Source organism: Flagellimonas oceani (assembly GCF_011068285.1).
GTDB classification, from domain to species: Bacteria; Bacteroidota; Bacteroidia; order Flavobacteriales; family Flavobacteriaceae; genus Flagellimonas; species Flagellimonas oceani.
Genome location: NZ_CP049616.1, coordinates 3,520,240 through 3,541,097 on the forward strand (window position 1 = coordinate 3,520,240; position 20,858 = coordinate 3,541,097).

15 protein-coding genes are annotated in these 20,858 nt (G+C 42.6%); 3 read left to right on the forward strand and 12 right to left on the reverse strand.

The window, feature by feature from the left end; all coding sequences use genetic code 11:
- Window positions 1-19: 19 nt before the first annotated feature.
- Entirely contained in the window at window positions 20-1,057 is a 1,038-nt protein-coding gene (locus GVT53_RS15915) for an endonuclease/exonuclease/phosphatase family protein (protein ID WP_166249479.1), read from the forward strand.
- A gap of 33 nt (window positions 1,058-1,090) precedes the next feature.
- A complete protein-coding gene (locus GVT53_RS15920) occupies window positions 1,091-1,492 on the forward strand; it encodes a JAB domain-containing protein (protein ID WP_166249480.1) in 402 nt (133 codons plus the stop codon).
- A 52-nt stretch (window positions 1,493-1,544) separates the two neighbouring features.
- On the opposite strand, the gene GVT53_RS15925 is transcribed toward GVT53_RS15920, so the two are convergent.
- The 8 genes from GVT53_RS15925 to uvrC form a co-directional block, all read right to left on the reverse strand.
- Complete coding sequence (locus GVT53_RS15925; protein WP_166249481.1) at window positions 1,545-1,982, reverse strand: hypothetical protein; 438 nt, start codon at window positions 1,980-1,982, stop codon at window positions 1,545-1,547.
- Window positions 1,983-2,071: 89 nt separating this feature from the next.
- A complete protein-coding gene (locus GVT53_RS15930; protein WP_166249482.1) occupies window positions 2,072-5,278 on the reverse strand; it encodes a TonB-dependent receptor in 3,207 nt (1,068 codons plus the stop codon).
- A gap of 172 nt (window positions 5,279-5,450) precedes the next feature.
- On the reverse strand, window positions 5,451-7,088 hold the full coding sequence (gene pgi / locus GVT53_RS15935) for a glucose-6-phosphate isomerase (protein ID WP_166249483.1): 1,638 nt from the start codon (window positions 7,086-7,088) through the stop codon (window positions 5,451-5,453).
- Window positions 7,088-8,368 carry a M23 family metallopeptidase gene (locus GVT53_RS15940; RefSeq protein ID WP_166249484.1) on the reverse strand — a complete coding sequence of 427 codons (1,281 nt, stop codon included), beginning with the start codon at window positions 8,366-8,368 and terminating at the stop codon, window positions 7,088-7,090. Before GVT53_RS15940 ends, pgi begins: the two co-directional genes overlap by 1 nt.
- Before the next feature lie 7 nt (window positions 8,369-8,375).
- Complete coding sequence (locus GVT53_RS15945) at window positions 8,376-9,350, reverse strand: tryptophan 2,3-dioxygenase family protein (RefSeq protein ID WP_166249485.1); 975 nt, start codon at window positions 9,348-9,350, stop codon at window positions 8,376-8,378.
- Between the two features lie 11 nt (window positions 9,351-9,361).
- On the reverse strand, window positions 9,362-10,144 hold the full coding sequence (locus tag GVT53_RS15950; protein WP_166249486.1) for a DUF3108 domain-containing protein: 783 nt from the start codon (window positions 10,142-10,144) through the stop codon (window positions 9,362-9,364).
- 336 nt (window positions 10,145-10,480) lie between these two features.
- Window positions 10,481-12,748 carry a patatin-like phospholipase family protein gene (locus GVT53_RS15955; protein ID WP_166249487.1) on the reverse strand — a complete coding sequence of 756 codons (2,268 nt, stop codon included), beginning with the start codon at window positions 12,746-12,748 and terminating at the stop codon, window positions 10,481-10,483.
- A 3-nt stretch (window positions 12,749-12,751) separates the two neighbouring features.
- The gene (gene uvrC / locus GVT53_RS15960; protein WP_166249488.1) at window positions 12,752-14,545 is read right to left on the reverse strand and encodes an excinuclease ABC subunit UvrC; all 1,794 of its coding nucleotides are present in this window, start codon (window positions 14,543-14,545) and stop codon (window positions 12,752-12,754) included.
- 485 nt (window positions 14,546-15,030) lie between these two features.
- Between uvrC and GVT53_RS15965 the strand changes: the two genes are divergently transcribed.
- Window positions 15,031-15,594, forward strand: a complete 564-nt coding sequence (locus GVT53_RS15965; RefSeq protein ID WP_166249489.1) for a 5-formyltetrahydrofolate cyclo-ligase — start codon at window positions 15,031-15,033, stop codon at window positions 15,592-15,594.
- Here GVT53_RS15965 and GVT53_RS15970 read toward each other — a convergent pair.
- The 4 genes from GVT53_RS15970 to ileS all read right to left on the reverse strand — a co-directional run bounded on the left by GVT53_RS15970 (window position 15,582) and on the right by ileS (window position 20,705).
- Complete coding sequence (locus tag GVT53_RS15970; RefSeq protein ID WP_166249490.1) at window positions 15,582-16,232, reverse strand: lipoprotein signal peptidase; 651 nt, start codon at window positions 16,230-16,232, stop codon at window positions 15,582-15,584. The genes GVT53_RS15965 and GVT53_RS15970 overlap by 13 nt on opposite strands.
- A 33-nt stretch (window positions 16,233-16,265) precedes the next feature.
- A complete protein-coding gene (locus tag GVT53_RS15975; RefSeq protein ID WP_240905053.1) occupies window positions 16,266-16,823 on the reverse strand; it encodes a DUF4097 family beta strand repeat-containing protein in 558 nt (185 codons plus the stop codon).
- Window positions 16,824-16,915: 92 nt separating this feature from the next.
- Window positions 16,916-17,299 (reverse strand): TraR/DksA family transcriptional regulator, encoded by a 384-nt coding sequence (locus tag GVT53_RS15980; protein WP_108245802.1) that lies wholly within the window; start codon window positions 17,297-17,299, stop codon window positions 16,916-16,918.
- A 4-nt stretch (window positions 17,300-17,303) separates the two neighbouring features.
- On the reverse strand, window positions 17,304-20,705 hold the full coding sequence (gene ileS, locus GVT53_RS15985; protein WP_166249492.1) for an isoleucine--tRNA ligase: 3,402 nt from the start codon (window positions 20,703-20,705) through the stop codon (window positions 17,304-17,306).
- Window positions 20,706-20,858 lie beyond the last annotated feature (153 nt).

Below are 20,858 nucleotides of genomic sequence, written 5' to 3' on the forward strand. Positions count from 1 at the left end.
GCTACAAAATCAAAATAAAATGCGATTATTAATATGCCTACTTGTATTAATATCGACCTCACTTTATGGACAAAAGTCCAAGACATACACCTTAAGAACGATTGCTTTTTACAACTGTGAAAACTTGTTCGACACGGTAAACGATTCGCTCACTTTTGATGATGATCGCACTCCCGAGGGAAGTTATCATTGGACGCGGGAGCGATATCTTCAAAAAATTGAAAACCTATCCAACGTCATCTCTAAAATTGGAGAAGACACCTCCAAAACCTCACCGGACATTGTGGGGCTTTGTGAAGTGGAAAATCTGGATGTGCTTGAAGATTTAGTGCAACATCCCAATTTAAGGGAGAAGGATTATGGTATCATCCATTTTGATTCCCCAGATGCGCGCGGCATTGATGTGGCGCTACTTTACAAAAAGGCAGCGTTTATCCCATCGTCGTTTAAAAGTCATCGGCTATTATTGTTTGATGAAATGAGCGAAAGGAAGTACACCCGTGATCAATTGGTGGTGGGTGGCACTATGGACCGTGAAAACATCTATTTTATCGTGAACCATTGGCCCTCCCGAAGAGGCGGGGCTGCGAAGAGTTCGCCATTGCGGGTAAGGGCGGCTTTGCTGAACAAACGTATCATAGATTCCATTCAAGAATTGGATTTGGATGCAAAAATCATAGCTATGGGCGATTTAAACGACGACCCAATCGATGACAGCTTGAAAAAAATCCTGAAAACCAAGGGCAAAAAACGTCAGTTGGATAGTATCAGCCTGTACAACCCTATGGAAGCGATGTTCAAAAAAGGAATTGGTTCATTGGCCTACCAAGACAAATGGAACCTGTTCGACCAACTATTTATGACGTCCAATTTGGTGACTGAAGACAGAACTACCCTCTCCTTCTGGAAAGCGGGCATTTTTGCACCTGAATTTATCCGAACGGACAAAGGACGCTTTAAGGGCTATCCCTTGCGTACCTACTCGGGCGGCAGTTATACGGCCGGGTATAGCGACCACTTTCCTGCGTATTTATTTTTGTTGAAGGAGGTGGAGTGACAGCACAAACAAAACATTTTCTATCTTTAACTCATGACAGTACGACTTCCCAAAGACGAGGACAAGCATATATCCGGCACCGATGATATTGCCCGTATTAGGCAGAAGGTATTGTGGCGACAAAACAAGCTCCACAGGCAAAAAGAATATTTTTGGACCATTGGGCTCAATGTGGCAAATGACATTGAGTACATCGAATTGGTGACCATTGGCACAAGCAACCGAAATATTGTTGATCCTGTAGATGTTTTAAGCATGCCTGTCTCCAAAAAATGCAAGAAGATAATTCTCTGTCATAACCATCCTTCTGGCAAATTAGAGCCAAGTGAGGCGGACATCGCATTTACGGAACGTATGGAAAAAGCTGCTGCAATAATGAAAATAAATCTCCTAGATCACATAATAATCTCGGAGGTTAATTACGTGACCATTTAAGGAAAAGTTACTTAGTAAACTGTATAAGATTCCCGCCTCCGCGGGAATTACTTTATGCAAACCATTGTCCCCAAGGAATACGGCTTAAAATCAGTAGCAATCCAAGTCCATAAAAAATAGAGATGGTCTTAAACTTTCGCTCGCTTTCCATCAATTTTTTGTGACGGGACCAACCTATGGTGATCAAAACCAAAGCTATGATGTTGATAAAGGGGTGCTCCACGGCCAACAAACGCGCAGGAGCATTCAACCCGCCCATGCCCAAGGTCTTAATTGCTTTAAAACCATTACCAGAAGTAAAATACAACAGTAGCCCTACCACCAATTGAATATGGCTTAAAATAAGCGCAAATAAGCTAATACGAAGGTCTTTTTGTAGGGTGAAGTCCTTTTTGCCCAACCAGCCAGCTATGGCGTTGATTACGGCAATTACTAAAACGGCCAGCACCACATAGGCCAAATACGAGTGTAGGTTCTTTATGATTTCCATTAGGTAAAGTTTGTGTGGTCTAAAAATACGGAATTTTGGGCATAAAAAAACCCTGCCGTATGGCAGGGTTTATAGAAAATCATTGAATACTAGTTAAAGCTATACCTAAGCCCTAACTGCATCTGCCATCTTGATGATTGCAATCCAGTATCATCAATAATATTTCTTGTTTCTTCAACACCTGGGTCAAAAGTAAACTGAGGTGTTGTACCGTCATCGGCAAAACCTTCAAAATTCAACAATTGTACTTGGTTAAAGTTAGAAAAAGTTCTTACGCCCCATTCCTTGTTCAATAAATTGGTAAAGTTGAAGATGTCTGCAGTAAATTCCAATTTATGGGTGTTCTCGCCAAATTTGATTCCAAATTCTTGTGCAAATTTCAAATCAATGATGTGGGTCCAATCCGAACGGTCAGCATTACGCTCTGCAAATTTTCCCCTTCTGCTGCTCAAGTAATCATCTCCTTCAATAACTGCATTTAATGCGCTCCATTGTTGTGCTGCACTCAGGTCATCAGAATCAATCAAATTGGCCTCTGCTTCATTGGCAGGCACATAAATTAAAGCTGAGAATGATCCTGTATCGGATAATAAACCACTTCCGTTATAAACATAGCTAAATGGCGATCCTTCAGCTCCTTCATAAAATAGGCCCAATCTTGTCTTAAGGTTATCTGACCATTTAAACTCAAAAGTAGAATTTGCAATTACACGATGTCCAGGAGAAAAATCCGAAATAGATAAATCAGGTCTGTTTGATCCATTAACCGTTTCCAAGTTTCTAAATTGGGAACTGTTTTGGGAAGAAGTACCATCTAAAATCCCATCTGCTTCTCCGTAGGAATAAGATGCCTGGGCAGTAATATCCAATTTTGGACTGTAAAAGTTCTTTGACAATGTACCTGTTATGTTATAAGAACTTCCTGCTCCTGTATTGGTGGCCAAATATATATCACTATAAGTGTTGTCTATAGACGCATAACCATAATTAGGTCTTGATCCAGCTCCTGTAGTAATGAACTGAGGACCTCTAAGATTTAGGTTTTCATAGGCAACTGCTGTAATATTATCATTCCAGATAAAGTCCGCTGAAAAGATTACATCACCTGGCAATCTTTGGTCAACAGCAATATTTGTTTTGAAAACCTGAGGCAGCTTGAAATCAGGAGCAAATAGGTCGATTTGTCCACCAACAGATCCAGTACCTGGTTCTGGTATGGCCAATTGACCTGTAGGGTCCGGGTTGAAATCCGGAACATCATCTCCTGTAAGCTGGATGAATCCTGCAGTAATACCATTGTTATTATATGTTCCTCCTGGCCATACCAAAGGAACTCTGGAAGTAAATATTCCCAAACCACCTCTTATCTGCGTAGTTCTATCTCCCTTTACATCCCAATTAAAACCTACTCTTGGTGAAAAATGTGCGTTTGGATCAATTCCTTGACCTACTCTTGCACCTTGCAGGTCTTTGCCTGCAGCTTCCAACAATGCAACGGTTCTTGTGTTGAAGTCTTCATTTTCAAGACCATCTTCCCAATAAGGAATGTCTATCCTTGCACCAATGGTGAACTTAAAATTATCAGTAATATCGATTTGATCTTGTACATAAACTCCAAATTGGAACAAATCAAACTCTGCTGCTCCTTCGGAATCATCACCAAAACCTCCCAATAGGGAGTATCCATACCTATACCTATTGGCAGACTCACCATTTAAGAAATCACTAAGACTGTCGAATCTGTAATCTCCAAAATTCTGACGAAAGAAAACATTCTTTGCAGAGGAGAATTCATTGTTAGTACCTATGGTTATGGTATGTCTTCCTGAATAGATTTGGAAATTATCGGTAAGAGTCAATACTTTCTGTTCCAATAGGTTAGCTGTTGAAAATGCCTCTGAACCAAAGTATATTGAACTTCCTCTTGCATCAAAAATCTGAACTGCAGGGAAAGGGCTCCCGGCTGGATCTCTATCATCATTTACAGTTGTATAACCAACTACTAAATTGTTGGACATATTGCTCCCGATTTGGGAGTTCAGTTCCAAAGCTGTTGAATTTGTAATCGATTCAAAATTGATAGCTCCGTTGATAAAACTAATGGCCCCCGTGTTGGAAGAAGGTGCATCAAACTGAATAGCCTTAACATAACTGTGCTTAAGCGAAAGTTTGTTCTTCTCGTTGATGTTCCAATCAATCTTGGCAATCAACTTATCACTCTCCAAGCTAGAGGTATTGTTTGCATAACCTCCTGGGTTGTAACCATAATTGTTCACCAAAAAATTGGACAGGTTATCTAAGTCCGCCGCTGTGGCATCACCTCTATATGTTGAAATATTAAAGGGTTGTGGAGTTTCATTTTCTTGTCTCTCATAATTGATAAAGAAAAACAACTTGTCCTCAATAAGGGGACCTCCCAATCGTACTCCATAAGTTTTTGCAGAAAATTCATCCAATTTTTCTCTTTCTTCATCTTCACCAACCAAACCTACAGGAGTCTTGCCTGCAAAACTCTCGTTTCGTAAAAAACCATAGGCTGACCCTATAAATTTATTAGTACCGGATTTGGTAATAGCATTGATACTACCTCCTGCGAAACCAGACTGACGAACATCAAAAGGGGCAACGTTTATTTGAAAAGACTCTATGGCATCCAAAGAAATAGGGCTTACACCTGTTTGTCCTCCATTTGTACCATTTGCTGCAAGGCCAAAAACATCGTTATTTACGGCTCCATCAATATAAATGGCATTGTACCGGTTGTTTTGACCACTTATTGAAACCACATCGTCCCCAGTCACTTTAGCTTGTGGTGTAAGTCTAGCAAAATCCGCAATATTCCTGGATATTGTCGGCAAATTGTTCACTTGTCTTTGGCTTACATTGGTCTCGGCTCCAGTTTTCCCAGGATCAAAAAGGCTTCCTGCGGCTCCTCCAGTAACTACGACCTCTTGTAGTGCGGTCGCCGATTCCGATAATTCAGAGCTTATTCTTTCCGCTTGACCTAAATTAAGGTATATTCCTTCTTTAACATCCTCGTTAAATCCTACATAAGAAATTGTCACCTTGTATGGTCCCCCCGTCCTCATACCTGAGATACGATAAAATCCATCAAAATCAGCTGCTGCTCCATATGTGGTTCCCGAAGGAATATGAACAGCTACTATACTCGCCCCAGGAAGTGGTTCCCCAGTTTCGTCTGTTACCTTACCTCCCATAGAAGAAGTAGTAACCCCTTGTGCAAATGCCATCGCGGAAACCAAAATAGCCGCAATAGCCAAGTAGATTCTTTTCATTTAATTCAGTGTTTAAGTGTTTAATTAGCGCTGCAAATGTGATTCATTTTTGACACTCTGCGATTAAGTCAAAGTTAAAATCGCACAAACATGGTTAACACTAAATTAACAAAACAAATTATCTGAAAGACAATTGTTTAGGGTTTTTAATTGGATTTGAGCAGATGGCAATTTACTTCTTAAAAAAATGCAAAAGGTTCAGTGTTGAACTGTCATGCTTGCCAATATCTGAATTCTCAATGTCGTTCAGTATATTTTTGGCCAACTGTTTGCCCAATTCCACCCCCCATTGATCATAACTGAAGATGTTCCAGACCACGCCCTGAACAAATATTTTGTGCTCGTAAAGTGCAATCAGTGCGCCCAAGCTTTTAGGGGTCAATTGCTCTATTAAAATGGAGTTGGTGGGTTTGTTGCCCTCAAAAATCTTAAAAGGAAGGAGTTTTTCCAGCTCTTCGCCAGATAATCCTTGTGATTCCAGTTCCTGTCTTACCTCTTCCGCGGTTTTACCGTTCATCAAGGCTTCGGTCTGTGCAAAATAGTTTGCCATCAATTTATTATGATGGTCCACATCGCCGTGCAACGATTTTTTGTATCCAATAAAATCGGTTGGTATCAATTTGGTGCCTTGATGGATCAACTGGAAAAAGGCGTGCTGTGAATTGGTACCCGGCTCACCCCAAATAATGGTACCGGTTTCGTGACCGACCCTGTTTCCGGCCCTGTCCATGCTTTTGCCATTGCTCTCCATGATGCCTTGCTGCAAGTATGCTGAAAAACGGTGCAGGTATTGGGTGTATGGTATGATGGCCTCGGTCTCTGCCTTATAAAAGTTATTGTACCAAACGCTGATGAGTCCAAGGATTACAGGAATGTTCCCGTCAAATGGGGTTTCCTTAAAATGTACGTCCATTTCGTGGGCGCCTTCCAGCAGTGCCTCAAAGTTTTCGTAGCCCACAGAAAGTGCTATGGACAAACCTACGGCGCTCCAAAGGGAGAACCTGCCTCCGACCCAATCCCACATGGGGAACACATTGTCATCTGCAATACCAAACTCCTTGATTTTTTCCAGATTGGTGGAGACCGCCACAAAATGATCGGCCACATCCTTTTCTGATGCTGTCTTCAAAAACCACTTTTTTATGGTCAGTGCATTGCTCAAGGTTTCCTGCGTAGTAAAGGATTTGGAAACGATTACGAACAATGTGGTCTCAGGGTCGAGTTCTTTTAATACTTCATGAACCAGATCACCGTCCACATTGCTTACAAAATGTGTTTTTAAATCATTTTGATAAAATTTCAATGCTTCGGTCACCATCACCGGTCCCAAATCGGAACCGCCGATTCCAATATTGACTATATCGGTAAAGGCTTTGCCCGTATGCCCTTTACGCTCTCCAGATATAACGGCTTCGGAGAAAGATTTGATTTTTTCTTTTACCTCAAAAACCTCATCCACAATGTTTTCCCCATCTACAAAAACCGCTGTGCCCTTTTTGGCGCGCAAGGCGGTATGCAGCACTGCCCTGCCTTCAGTCTGGTTGATGAGCTCTCCATCAAAATAACTTTTTATGGCATCCTTTAATCCTACCTCATCGGCAAGTTCCAACAACAACTTCAAGGTTTCATTGGTGACCCTATTCTTAGAATAGTCCACCAAAAAATCCTGCCAGTGTATGGATAATTTTTTACCTCGATCCTCTTCTTTGGAAAATAGTTCTCTTAAGTGGGTGTCTTTGGTGTCTTGGTAATGTTTTTGAAGTTTTTTCCAGGTTTCGGTCTTTGTGGGATCTATTGTGGGTAGTGCCATTACTGGGTGTATGATATTAAGGTTTCTTCGGGTTCTGCTGGGGTCGGGTCCATAAATTCTATGCAGTCCAACTGTTCTTTTAGGGGGGCAATATGTGCCATATAATCCATTCGCAACGAATCGGCTATGGGCTCGGCCGTGGGCAGTTTTTCCTTTAAGGGATCCACTTGTCTTCCATTTTTCCAAAAACGGTAGCATACATGGGGACCTCCTGTATTACCGGTCATTCCCACCCAACCGATAACATCTCCTTGCCGCACAAATTCTCCTCTTTTCACCTTTTGCGCCTTCATGTGGAGGTATTGCGTGCTATAAATGCTGTTGTGCTTTATTTTTACGTACTTCCCGTTACCGCCCCTTCGTGTGGATTCTGTGACGGTTCCGTCTGCGGTGGCTACAATCGGGGTTCCAATAGGTGCAGCGTAATCGGTTCCTTTATGAGGTCGCACTTTGTAACCGTAGTAGGCAATCCTACGTTTTAGGTTATATCTGGACGACAGTCTGTAACCAAATTTTATGGGTGCTCTAAGGAATGTACTTCTCAGATTATTGGCATCTTGGTCAAAATAATCCAATATATTGTTCACGGTATCGGCCACATAGGGGAATGCGTAGACGGTTCTTCCCTTGTGCTCAAAAAGAGCGGCTTTAATGGGGCCACGACCGGCATATACGGTATCGTTGATATATCGTTCATCAAAAATGACCTTGAACTTATCCCCTTTTTCCAATCGAAAGAAGTCAATGGTCCAAGCGTAGATCTCGGAAAGACCTATGGTTACCCCGTAATCGACACCTAGGTTGTCCATGGTCTCTGACAGGTTACTATTGATGATGCCACCTACTTCGCGCTCCCTTAAAGTGACTTTTTTCTTGTTCTTGTATGCCACTGCCGTATCGCGCAGATCCACCACGGTATAGTTTATTCTATCGTTTTGGTAAATGAACACTTCCGCGACCTCGGAGGTATCTTTGGATTTAAGAATGAGGTATGGCTTGCCGACCATGATTTTGCGGACATCAAAAGTATCGCGATAGTTTTCTGAAATTGCGGCGATTTTAGGGTAGTCCACCTTGTTTTTGAGCATTAGTTCCCCGAAACTATCGCCATTGCGAACAGTATCCCGCACTACGTTGAACTCTTCAAAATTAAACCCATAGTGAAGCTCGGGCAGCTTTTCTATGATTTCTTCCTTGGCCACCTCATCTACTGGCTCCTTAGTCTGTTTGCATGATGCCAGCACGGCCAGCGTCAAAATTGCCCCAATAATTTTCCGCATCGTTCTTCTATTCCTTGTATTCTTGTTTTTCGGGATTAAAAATATGGTCCACCCATTCTTTCCCCCAATTATCCAACTCATCTTTGGTATGCAAAGTTGGGAAAAAAATTATTTTCTGAAAACTGGGCGGCAAATAGTCTTTCCAATTGGTGCCCCCGGTCGCATCAACATCCTTGCCCTCTCTTGCCAAATACCTATGGGCGGAACCCATGTGCATCAACGGCCAGTTTACATTTGCATTCAAATCTAACTCTTTTAACGCTGAAATCAGCTCTTCATTGTGCCGGGATGCATCTGGCAGTTGCAAATATTTTTGGTAAATGGTACTGTCCTTCACCTGATTGGCTATCCGAAGCAATCTTGGCGTGTACCTTACCTCAAATTGTTTTAAGGTCAGTGTTTTTTCGCCGGTCTCCAGATCCGTGGCCCCTTTTTTCCAATACATGTGTTCAAATAGTTCCTCTATGCTATTTTCGGAGGAAAACGAGCCCCTTACGGATGGATGCACCATATTTTCCAATGGTGTGGCATAGAATTCTATCATCCTGTATTGTGCGGACTGGAACCCGCTCGCTGGAAGCAAGGCCATGCGGTAGCGGAGGAATTGTTCCCGCTCCATGCCCTTGATCATAATGCTAAAGGAAGATATGAGTGCTTTGAAATAGCTGTTGATGCGCCTTACTTTTTCTATAAAAAAGGCAACATCCTGTGATTTATCCGCTACAATCTGCTTTTCTTCATGCAGGATGAGCTTAAAGTACAGCTCGGTTATTTGATGGTACATGATGAAGATTTCCTCGTCCGGGAAATGCGTTCTAGGCACTTGAAGGCTGAGCAGGGTATCCAAGTGGATATAGTCCCAATAGGTAAGATACCTTTCGTAAAGCAGCCCGTCCAAGTAAGAGCTTAAATCCTGACCCGAGTTTTTGTACTTTTCCTCTAACTTATTGATTTGGGAAGCGATCTTTGCATCCTTATCCATTAACACCTGTACTAATCCATTATTATTTTAAACTGGTTCCTTAGTCCATTGTACCCGTCCAGATCCGCTTTTAAAGATCCCACGGCCAAATCCGCCTTTATACGTATGGGTATTTTGTTCCAATCGTTGGATACCCAAAGGGTAAGGCTCTCTTTTTCCTTAAAGACACGACCGGACTGAACCAAAGGCCTAAATTTAAGACATTCTACCTTTCCAAACTTGGTCTTGAGGATTTCTTTTCCCAAATATTTCAACTGGAACTTAAAAACGCCATCGTCGTCAAAGAGCAAATCCAAGTTAATGGACTCGCCTTTTTTAAATTCTTCCAAATTATAGTTGCTCCTTAAAAAATAGGAAGCAGAAATTAGGTCCTGTATTTGGCCATGTATCTCAAAATCCTGTTTTGTCCCGTTCTTGTTGTCGATCAAAACCGCTCTGTCCTTTTTGTAGTCAAAGTCAATTTCAATGTCCTTGGTATATCCGCCCTCGTCTATTTTTCTGATAAACTTGTATGGTTTGCCGTTTTCTCGGTTAAAATAGCTTTCGTAGGTATCGTCCACCTTAAAAAAGATGCTCGCAAACCCAGTGGTCTTTCCTTCTCCCACAACATGGTACACGGGAAGGTTGTCCAAAGTTTCCGAGGTAAGGTGCAATGTGGCATAGCTTGCATTCAAAAACCCATAATGAATCCTAAACTTTAACCATTCGCCCGATTTAAAGGCCGGTCGTGCGCTTTGCCCCATTGCAGAGATTGCAAAAAGAAGGCCCAGCATGGATATTATTATCTTTTTCATGTGCATTTTATTGGTATAAAATTAGTAAAATCAGTTTAGGGGCTACACTGTTCACATTTACTTAAACAAAACTTATTCCAAAATAGTATAAACAAAAAAAAGCCCAGTCTCGAGACTGGGCTTTTCCTAAATAACCAACCAAACTTTAAATTATGAAAAACCAATACTTAAAGTTATAAGGGAACCACCCCTTATGTGGCGTAAAGATACGGCAAGGTTTTGTAGGAAAAATTGTTTTTAACGGACTTTAACTAAACCCCTGTATTATTGATTGGTTTTGGCTATTTTTTTGACAAATTATTAAGAAAACCGACCCAGATGATCGAGTAATTTTTACTAAAACCAATACCCTACGCTAAAGAAAAAATTGCCTTCACTGATCTCTGGCGACCAGGAATAATAAATTTGGACGGGACCCATAAAGGATTCAAAACCGTAGCCCAGACCATAGCCCGAAAAACTCGGTTCCTCGAACCAGTCCCCCGTGCGAAAAAGGTCATCGGCCACATTGGCATAATTCGCCGAAAAAAGAAAATGGTGCTTTGGCGCAAAACGGTAATCCAGCCTACCAAAACCCTTGACGTAGCTGTTGCCGGGCAAACTAAGGAAGTCGTACCCAAAAAAGGGCACAAAATTATTAACGAAATCGTTTCCGAACCCTCCTAGGACGAAATCAAAAGAGGCCACCTCGGAAACTCCCAGTTTAAACCCGCCTTCGGTTTCCAATTTAATGCTCAAATTATTTATCGGGGAGAAAACTCCACCAAATTTTGCCTTGGCCACGGCAAACTCCGAAAAGTTTTCGTTGTAGTCGGATGAGAATGCATAAAAATGAAAATCCCCGTCAAAAAACAATCCCTTGGTAGGAAAATATTTATCATCGTAGGTGTCCAATTTGATTTGGGAAAAGGCATTGAAATAATTCGAATTTTCGAAGTCGGTCCTTAGGTTCGTGCTCGAGTCGTTGTTTTCATCCTCCATATCCACTTGCCCCAGGGTCCTTGTGCTATAATTCAAAAATTTGTGTTCCGCGCCTATGGTAAATGCAAACTCTTCCTTTAACACCGTTTGAAGATATATTTGGTTGGTAAGGTCCGTCACATCCATGTTTATTCTCTGGATGTTGGGGTTAACGGGCACATCAAAGTTTCCTTGGATCAGGGAAAAATCAATTTCCGAATCAAAATCCGTCAATGTGGAATTGACGCCAAAGCTCCAATAATAGCCTTTGTCCAAATAATATTGCATGTTATACCTAATGTGGTCCCCCAGGATAAAGTCGAAGGAAGCCACATCATCCTTCATTAAAAAGTTCTTTTTGGTAAGGTTGATAAGTGCCGCGCTTTTGTAAAGATCATCATAATGGGCCGCCATTTTGATGTACATTTTGGTCTGGTTCTCCTTTAACTTCAAAATTAAATCGGTACCCAGCCCGTTGGATATCAAATCATAACGTATGGCCTTAAAGTTTCCTGTGGCGGAAAGGTTGCTCATACCCTGTCGCAGCTCGTCAAAAGAGATTTTTTCCGCCAGATCGAACCTCAGCTTCCCTTTTATGTAACCCCTAGTGTACTGGTCATTTCCTTCAATGATCATTCTATTCACGGTTAAACTGTCCACCACGTTGATTCCTTTTCTGGCCTTGGGCGGTTCATTTTGGCTCTGGGCTATTTGCCTTAGGTCGTCCAACTTTTTCTGTGCTGCTTCTTCCCCGCTTATTATGATCTGCTTTCCCTTGTCAAAAGCGATCACGGAGAACTGGTCAATGTCCGGTCTTATGTATACATCTGTGGTTTTTGACTTTTTCTTCATATCGTTCACTGTACGGTAATTGTTGATCTGCAACAAAATTTCCGTAGCTGATGAAAGGGACTCCCTTGTGGCCAGATCGTGCTGCACATCCACCCCTATAATAATGTCCGCCCCCATGGCCCTTACTTGTTCAATGGGATAATTGTTCACCACTCCACCATCTATCAAAATCTGTCCGTCTATCTCCGCGGGCTCAAATAACGAAGGAAATGTTCCACTCGCCACGATGGCTTCTGGCAAATAACCTTTGTTCAACAGTACTTCCTCCCCTGTTTCCACATTGGTGGCCATACAAAGAAATGGGATGGGCAGTTTGCTAAAGTCCTCCACATCCTTTACATGGAACAATAGCTGAACCAACAGGTTGTATATGTTTTGCCCTCCCGATATGGCCTGCGGAAACGATACCTTAAAGTTTTCGAAGGGAAGGGTAAGCGCGTAGCGTTCGGAGTCTTCTTTTTCATAAAATGTTTTGGCGCTCCTCGGCACATTGTCCTGTATCAAATTGGTAAAATCGGTGCTTCTAAAAATGGAGTCCAATTGCTGGGAGGTATATCCGGATGCATAGAGCGCCCCTACAATGGCCCCCATGCTGGTCCCGCCGATATAATCTATTTTAACGCCCGCTTCCTCAATTTTTTTTAAGGCCCCGATATGGGCCAAACCCTTGGCACCCCCACCACTGAGCACAAGGCCCACTTTTGGCGGTCTGTTTTCTGGAGAGTTCTGGGCGATTCCCTCCGAACAGAGCAAAGCAATCAGGACTGCGAATAGTATTGCCTTGTTTCCCATGGTCTATTTATGAAATGTTTTATAAATCTTCTTTGCTTTTGACGCCCCGACCGAAGCCGTGAGTGTCTCAAGGGATGCTTCTTTGATTCGTTTTACGGATTTAAAGCTCTTTAACAATTGCTGGGCGGTTTTTTCCCCTACTCCTTCAATATTAACCAATTCCGAGCTAATTGCGCCCTTACTTCTTTTGTTTCTGTGATGGGTGATCCCGAATCGGTGCGCCTCATTGCGCAACTGCTGGATTATTTTCAGGCTTTCCGACCTTTTGTCCAAATACAGCGGAACGGGATCATCGGGAAAATAGATTTCCTCCAAACGCTTTGCAATGCCTATAATGGCAATTTTTCCGCGAAGTCCCAGTACTTCCAAACTCTTTAATGCCGACGACAACTGTCCCTTTCCACCATCGATTACGATGAGTTGGGGCAAAGGTTCCTCTTCGTTCAACAACCTTTTGTACCTCCTAAAGACCACTTCTTCCATACTTGCAAAATCATCGGGGCCATCCACTGTTCTTATGTTGAAATGGCGGTAATCCTTTTTGGAAGGCTTGCCGTCCTTGAAAACCACACATGCAGCAACGGGATTGCTCCCCTGAATGTTGGAGTTATCAAAACATTCTATGTGCCGTGGCTCTTCCGATAAGCGCAAATCCGACTTCATTTGGGCCATGATACGTTTGGTATGTCGGTCGGGGTCGGTAATCTTGATCTGTTTCAGTCTATCCTGTCTATAATATCTGGCGTTGCGTTCGGACAAATCAAGAATTCTACGCTTGTCGCCCAGTTTGGGCAGGGTCACCTTTACCTCGTCCTCTACGGTAACCGGGAAGGGCAGGTACACTTCCTTTGATGTTGAGCCAAAACGTTGCCGGAGTTCCGTCAACCCCAATTGCAACAGCTCTTCGTCGGTTTCGTCCAGCTTCTTTTTTATTTCCAAAGTATGCGACCTTATTATGGCCCCGTGGGAAATCTGTAAAAAGTTTACGTAACCGTGCGTTTCGTCAGAAACAATGGTGAACACATCCACATTGTTGATCTTGGGGTTCACCACCGTTGATTTGGCCTGGTAATTCTCCAGCACATCAATTTTATCCTTCACCTTTTGAGCTTTTTCAAACTCCATGTTCTGGGCATAGTCTTGCATCTGTTGTTTAAAGGTTTGTATGGAATCCTTTAAATTGCCCTTGATAATCTGCCTGATATCTTCGATCTGATCTTGGTACGCTTTCTCCGTTTGAAAACCTTCGCAGGGTCCCAAGCAATTGCCCAAATGATAATCAAGGCACACTTTGTACTTGCCGGCGTCTATTTTTTCTTCGGACAGATCATAATTACAAGTGCGCAATGGATATAGGCTCTTGATCAAATCCAAGAGCGTCCGTACAGTTTTCATGCTGGTATAGGGCCCAAAATACTCCGAGCCGTCCTTGATCAGCTTTCGGGTGGAGAACACTCTCGGGAAACGTTCATTTTTGATACAAATCCATGGATAGGATTTATCGTCCTTAAGCAGCACATTGTATCTGGGAAGCAATTTTTTGATCAAATTGTTTTCCAGCAGCAGTGCATCCGACTCGGTAGGCACCACTATATGCTTTATCGCGTCGATTTTTTTGACCAGAACACGGGTCTTGCCGTACTCTTGCTTTTTATTAAAATAGGAGGATACCCTTTTTTTTAAGTTCTTGGCCTTGCCCACGTACAGGATTTTTCCGTCCGCATCATAGAACTGGTACACCCCCGGGTTGTCGGGCAAGGCACTCAACTGTACTTTTAAGGATGCAGATTTGGACATAGGTAACGCTAAAAGGAGCTTCTTTTTTGACTTTGCAACAAAGTTATATTTTAATTGTGGTGATTATTGTTAAACTTGATGAATTCCAGTTTTACATTGACGGATGACCCTTCTCGATTTATAATTTTTTGAATGTCCCTAAAAAGATGTAAGATTTCATCAAAATATTCCATCTCGATCAAAACTGGGGATTTACCATAAAATAAGTATGGAAAACCCATAGTCAACCATCTGATAGTCAATGTAATTTGTTAAACTGTTACTAAAAATGATGTATTTCATCGATAAAAAGTGCATTTCATGGTAAACTTATCAAATGATTTACTTACATTTAACGATATAATTACAATCCTATGGAAAACTATATCATCGTTTTGGGAATGTACCTGATTTTGATGCTTTTCTTCAAAATCTTTTTCTCCGTTGCAACAAAAGGAGAGTAGTAGTCCATTGCCCCGAAACAACCCCAAAATCTTCAACAGTCAATGTTGAAACATGAACTAAGAAAAAAATACAAAAATCTGAGAGCGGGAATTTCTCCAACAAAAGCTTCGGATTTAAGTTTGGCCTTGGCCAACAGTTCACTTCAAATCCCTATCTGGGATTTTTTTTATTACCATATCTTTTTAAGCATCGAGGACAAAAACGAAGTGGATACCCTACCCTTGATCACCTTGTTACAGGGCAAGGATAAAAATATAGTCATTCCCAAAGTCGTTGGTTCCAATAGCTTGGAAAATTATTTGCTTACGGATACCACTGCCTTTAAAAAAAGTGCCTGGGGAGTGCCAGAGCCGGTTGAAGGCATAGAGGTCCCCGAAAACAAAATCGATGTGGTTTTTGTTCCCTTGTTGGCTTTTGATGAAGCAGGAAACCGCGTAGGTTATGGCAAAGGATTTTATGATGGCTTTTTGGGCAAATGCCCCAAGGAAACACGTAAGATAGGATTATCGTTCTTCGCTGCCGAACCAGAACCTATAACCGATGTTCATGCAAACGACGTGAAACTGGACTACTGCATCACCCCGGAAAAGGTTTATGCGTTCTGATCAGCGTCGACTTCGTTTTTCTCATCCTGCTTAGGGAATGCCTTTTTATTGAATACGATCAAAATACCAACGCCGGTACTGATCGCCGTATCCGCAATATTAAAAACAGGCTCAAAAAATCGGAAGCGTCTTCCTCCCACCGATGGAACCCAATCGGGCCAAGTAGTATCCACCAAAGGAAAGTACAGCATATCCACCACCTTGCCATGGAAAAGACTTCCGTAGGGCTCATCGGCAAAAAGGGTGGCCACCTGCCCATTGCTATGGTCAAATATAATTCCGTAGAAAACCGAATCAATAATGTTTCCAACAGCACCTGCAAAAATCAGGGAGACCGCCAAAATCAAGGTTCGCGGCGACTGTTTTTTAATGATGTCCCACAGCCAGTAGCCTATCCCAAAAACGGCAAAAATCCTGAAAATGGTCAATATCAGTTTTCCGACCGGTTCGGATATTGGCAACAAGTCGCTCAACTTGGTCCCCCAAGCAGCCCCCTCGTTCTCTATAAAAAGAATTTTGAACCAACTGAACACTTCGTGGGCCTCTCCCAATATAAAACTGGTCTTTATATAGACTTTGCTGATCTGGTCCACAACCAAAATCAGTACTATGATAATAAGGGACTTCTTTAAACTCATGCTGTTATTAAAAGGACTGCAAAAATATGTATATTATTTTGTTTTCATCAGTAAGATATCACCTTCCACCGACTTTAGAACAAATTGGTCATTACCAAAAGGGATATGCTCTCTTCTCACGGTACCATATACACTTTCTGCAGATACCTCTCCGCGTGGGACCGAAAGGACAATATCCCCGGTCTGGGTGGTCACTTTTACCGACTGGGAAATATTTTGCAGGGAGCAGCGACCATTGGACAAGGCAACGGTCAAATGCTCATACGTTCCCGTGGCAAATACATTGGTCCCGGTTCCGAATACTTCAACGTTCTTGTACTCGGGCACACGTATTTCCAAAGCTATGGAGACAACTTTGTGAGCGCTGAGCTTATCGTTTGGGTTTATAAAGTTGGGGTGAAATTCCGAGCTGATCATGGCAGTGGCCCCACTCTCGGTGATGGAAACCAAAAGGTCTTTGGCGTACTCTCCTTCCATGGTTGCCGAAACATGGATCTCATTGATCGGCTCCGTCTTTAAATCGATGCGATAACAATATTGGGCATCAATTTGTATGGTTTCGGTACGAGGATCAACAAAGGCCTTCCTCACCAATTTTTGCCCTTGGACATTGACCAGTGTAAAAACAAACAACAAGAACACCAATGCCCTCATAACAAAAAAAACGCCCGTAGGCGTTTTACTTATTTTTGCATATTCTTAGCCTCAATGCTCAACGTAGCATGGGGCACAAGCTTTAAACGCTCTTTATTGATGAGCTTTCCTGTTACCCTGCAAATGCCATAGGTCTTGTTCTCGATTCGCAACAAAGCGTTTTTAAGGTCACGGATAAATTTTTCCTGGCGGATGGCCAACTGTGTGTTCGCCTCTTTGCTCATGGTCTCGGAACCTTCCTCGAACGCCTTGAACGTTGGCGAGGTATCATCGGTTCCATTGTTGCCATCGTTCATGTAAGAGCTCTTTAAAAGCTCCAAATGATTTTTGGCCTTTTCCATTTTCTCCTCGATCAATGTTCTGAATTCCGCAAGGTCCTTGTCGGAGTATCTTACTTTTGAATCTTCTGCCATTTTCTTAATGTTTTTGAATAAACAATTTTGTGTTCACCTCATCAAAGGCTATTGCAACACCATCTTCAAGTTTCTCTTCAAAGTTGAGCTCGGCGGTCAACGTTTCCGTTTTGATATAATCCTCATTACTGGAAACCGCATTTTCCACTAGGCCGTCCTTCAATATTTTAATGTCGATTTTATCGGTTACCTCAAATCCGGATTCTTTTCTCAGGTTCTGGATTCGGTTCACCAATTCCCGGGCAATTCCCTCCTTTTTCAAGTTTTCGTCTATGGTAACATCCAGTGCCACAGTCAACGGACCGGAACTGGCTACCAACCAACCCTCTATATCTTGGGAACTTATTTCTACATCGGTTAACTGTAAATTAACGGTTTTATTTTCCAACTGTAGCAATAATTCTCCTTCATGTTCCATTTTTTGGATATCCTCTTGACCCAAGTTTGATACTTTGCCGGCAATTGCCTTCATATCCTTACCAAATTTCGGGCCCAACACCTTAAAATTGGGTTTAATTTGCTTTACAAGTACGCCCGAAGCATCGTCCAACATTTCAATCTCCTTCACATTGACCTCGGATTTCACCAAATTGGATACAGATTCAATGTCCTTTCTTTGCTCATCGTCCAATACGGGAATCATGATTTTTTGAAGCGGTTGGCGCACCTTTATTTTTTCCTTCTGACGGATGGAAAGCACCAAAGAGGAAATCTTTTGGGCCAATTGCATCTTACGTTCCAAGTCCTTGTTCACCATACTGGAATCATAAACTGGGAACTCTGCCAAGTGTACGCTTTCAAAACCTTCTTTTTGTGAAGTAGCATCTAAATCCCTGTACAATTGTTCCATAAAGAACGGTGCAATCGGGGCGGATAATTTGGCCACTGTTGACAGACAGGTATAAAGGGTTTGGTATGCGGAAATCTTATCCGTTCCGTAATCCCCTTTCCAGAAACGTCTCCTACACAAACGCACGTACCAGTTGCTCAAATTTTCTTGAACGTAGTCAGAAATCATTCGAGCGGCACGGGTAGCCTCGTAATCATTGTAGGCTTCATCCACATTTTTGATCAAGGTGTGCAACTCGGACAAAATCCATTGATCGATCTCTGGTCTTTCATCCAAAGGAATATCGGCCTCGGAATAATCAAACGCATCAATATTGGCATAAAGCGCCATAAAGGAATAGGTGTTGTAAAGTGTTCCGAAGAACTTTCGCTTTACCTCCACAACGCCTTCTATATCAAATTTAAGGTTGTCCCAAGGATTGGCATTGGAAATCATATACCAACGCGTGGCATCGGGTCCATGCTCTGGCAACACCTCGAAGGGGTCTACCGCATTGCCCAATCGTTTGGACATTTTTTTGCCTTCCTTGTCCAAAACAAGTCCGTTGGAAACCACATTTTTATAGGCAATGCTATCAAAAACCATGGTTCCAATAGCGTGCAGGGTATAGAACCAACCACGGGTCTGATCTACACCTTCGGCGATAAAGTTGGCTGGGAACGCAATGCCGTCATCAATCAGTTCCTTGTTCTCAAAAGGGTAGTGCCATTGCGCGTAGGGCATGGAACCACTATCGAACCAAACATCGATAAGGTCTGCTTCACGCTTCATCGGCTGCCCTGATGGCGAAACCAAGGTGATGCCATCCACAATATTTTTGTGCAAATCGATTTTATCGTAGTTCTCCTCGCTCATATCGCCCACTACAAAATCTTCGAAAACGTCTTTGTCCAAAACTCCAGCCTCAACTGCCTTTGCCATTTCAGATTTCAATTCCTCCACGGAGCCGATGATCAATTCTTCCTTCCCATCATCGGTTCGCCAGATAGGCAACGGAATACCCCAATATCTTGATCTAGAAAGGTTCCAATCGTTCGCATTGGCCAACCAGTTGCCAAATCGGCCCTCTCCAGTGGATTTTGGTTTCCAGTTAATGGTCTGGTTCAACTCAAACATACGATCCTTGACATCGGTCACCTTAATGAACCAAGAGTTCAACGGATAGTAGAGGATGGGTTTGTCCGTACGCCAGCAATTTGGGTAGCTGTGCACGTATTTTTCGACCTTAAAGGCCTTGTTCTCTATTTTTAGTTTGATGGCAATCTCTACATCGACGGACTTTTCAGGTGCTTCGCCCTCATCGTAGTATTCGTTCTTCACATATTTGCCACCAAACTCTTTCAGTTCAGGTCTAAATTTACCTTGAAGGTCCACCAACGGGACCGGGTTGTCATTTTCATCCAAAACCAGCATCGGCGGTATCTCCGGCGTTGCCTGTTTTGCCACCAAGGCATCGTCCGCACCAAAGGTGGGTGCCGTATGCACGATTCCCGTACCGTCCTCGGTGGTTACAAAATCACCTGAAATTATTCTGAAGGCATTCTCAGGATTTTGGTAGGGCTGCACGTAATCGATCAGCTGCTCGTACTGAATGCCGACCAAATCCTTGCCCACAAAAGATTCTCCTACCAAATACGGAATCTTTTTGTCACCTTCCTTAAATGCTTTCAACTCTTCCTCGGTTTCAACCTGTTTGAACTTCCCAGAAAAATTGTAGTTGACCAAGTTTTTGGCCAGCACTACATTTATGGGCTCGAACGTGTATTGGTTGTACGATTTTACCAGTACATATTCAATCTTCGGCCCAACGGTCAATGCCGTGTTGGATGGAAGTGTCCAAGGCGTGGTCGTCCAAGCCAAAAAGTGAATGTCTCCCTCTATTTTCTTCAAAAATGCTGGAAGTGAATCGGTTTTGGCCTTGAACTGTGCGGTAACCGTGGTATCCGTCACATCTTGATAGGTACCAGGTTGATTCAACTCGTGGGAACTTAATCCCGTACCCGCCTTTGGCGAATAGGGCTGAATGGTGTATCCCTTATAAATAAGTCCTTTGTCATAAATCTGTTTCAGCAGCCACCAAACGGATTCCATATACTTGGACTTGTAGGTGATGTAGGGGTCTTCCATATCCACCCAATAGCCGACTTTCTCGGTCATCTCGTTCCACACGTCCGTGTAGCGCATTACCGCTTTTTTACAGGCCGCATTGTAATCCTCTACCGATATTTTTTTGCCGATATCCTCTTTGGTGATGCCGAGCTCTTTTTCCACACCGATTTCCACAGGAAGGCCATGGGTGTCCCATCCGGCTTTTCTTTTTACCTGAAAACCCTTCATGGTTTTGTACCGTGGAAAGATATCCTTGATGGTACGCGCCATTACGTGGTGAATCCCGGGCATTCCGTTTGCAGATGGAGGGCCTTCAAAAAACACATAGCTCTCTTTGCCTTCCCTAGTGGAAACGCTTTTTTCAAAAATCTTTTTATCCTTCCAAAAGTCAAGAACATCCTCCGATACCTTTGGCAAATCCAATCCCTTATATTCCGCAAACTTCATATACTGCTTCTTCTACTTGAATTCAAGTTTGCAAAATTATAAATTTAGATGGAATTAAGCCCTGCCTTTTAGCATTAGAATTCACATAAATCCCTTAACCTAAATATGATAAGCACCACATCACTTATTTACATTAATTTGTCTATATTTCCT

What these genes read in the sequence shown, in the direction of transcription:
- GVT53_RS15915 (WP_166249479.1), top strand. Translation starts at nt 20, where the DNA reads ATGCGATTATTAATATGCCTACTTGTATTAATATCGACCTCACTTTAT.
- GVT53_RS15920 (WP_166249480.1), top strand. Translation starts at nt 1,091, where the DNA reads ATGACAGTACGACTTCCCAAAGACGAGGACAAGCATATATCCGGCACC.
- GVT53_RS15925 (WP_166249481.1), bottom strand. Translation starts at nt 1,982, where the DNA reads ATGGAAATCATAAAGAACCTACACTCGTATTTGGCCTATGTGGTGCTG.
- GVT53_RS15930 (WP_166249482.1), bottom strand. Translation starts at nt 5,278, where the DNA reads ATGAAAAGAATCTACTTGGCTATTGCGGCTATTTTGGTTTCCGCGATG.
- pgi (WP_166249483.1), bottom strand. Translation starts at nt 7,088, where the DNA reads ATGGCACTACCCACAATAGATCCCACAAAGACCGAAACCTGGAAAAAA.
- GVT53_RS15940 (WP_166249484.1), bottom strand. Translation starts at nt 8,368, where the DNA reads ATGCGGAAAATTATTGGGGCAATTTTGACGCTGGCCGTGCTGGCATCA.
- GVT53_RS15945 (WP_166249485.1), bottom strand. Translation starts at nt 9,350, where the DNA reads ATGGATAAGGATGCAAAGATCGCTTCCCAAATCAATAAGTTAGAGGAA.
- GVT53_RS15950 (WP_166249486.1), bottom strand. Translation starts at nt 10,144, where the DNA reads ATGAAAAAGATAATAATATCCATGCTGGGCCTTCTTTTTGCAATCTCT.
- GVT53_RS15955 (WP_166249487.1), bottom strand. Translation starts at nt 12,748, where the DNA reads ATGGGAAACAAGGCAATACTATTCGCAGTCCTGATTGCTTTGCTCTGT.
- uvrC (WP_166249488.1), bottom strand. Translation starts at nt 14,545, where the DNA reads ATGTCCAAATCTGCATCCTTAAAAGTACAGTTGAGTGCCTTGCCCGAC.
- GVT53_RS15965 (WP_166249489.1), top strand. Translation starts at nt 15,031, where the DNA reads ATGTTGAAACATGAACTAAGAAAAAAATACAAAAATCTGAGAGCGGGA.
- GVT53_RS15970 (WP_166249490.1), bottom strand. Translation starts at nt 16,232, where the DNA reads ATGAGTTTAAAGAAGTCCCTTATTATCATAGTACTGATTTTGGTTGTG.
- GVT53_RS15980 (WP_108245802.1), bottom strand. Translation starts at nt 17,299, where the DNA reads ATGGCAGAAGATTCAAAAGTAAGATACTCCGACAAGGACCTTGCGGAA.
- ileS (WP_166249492.1), bottom strand. Translation starts at nt 20,705, where the DNA reads ATGAAGTTTGCGGAATATAAGGGATTGGATTTGCCAAAGGTATCGGAG.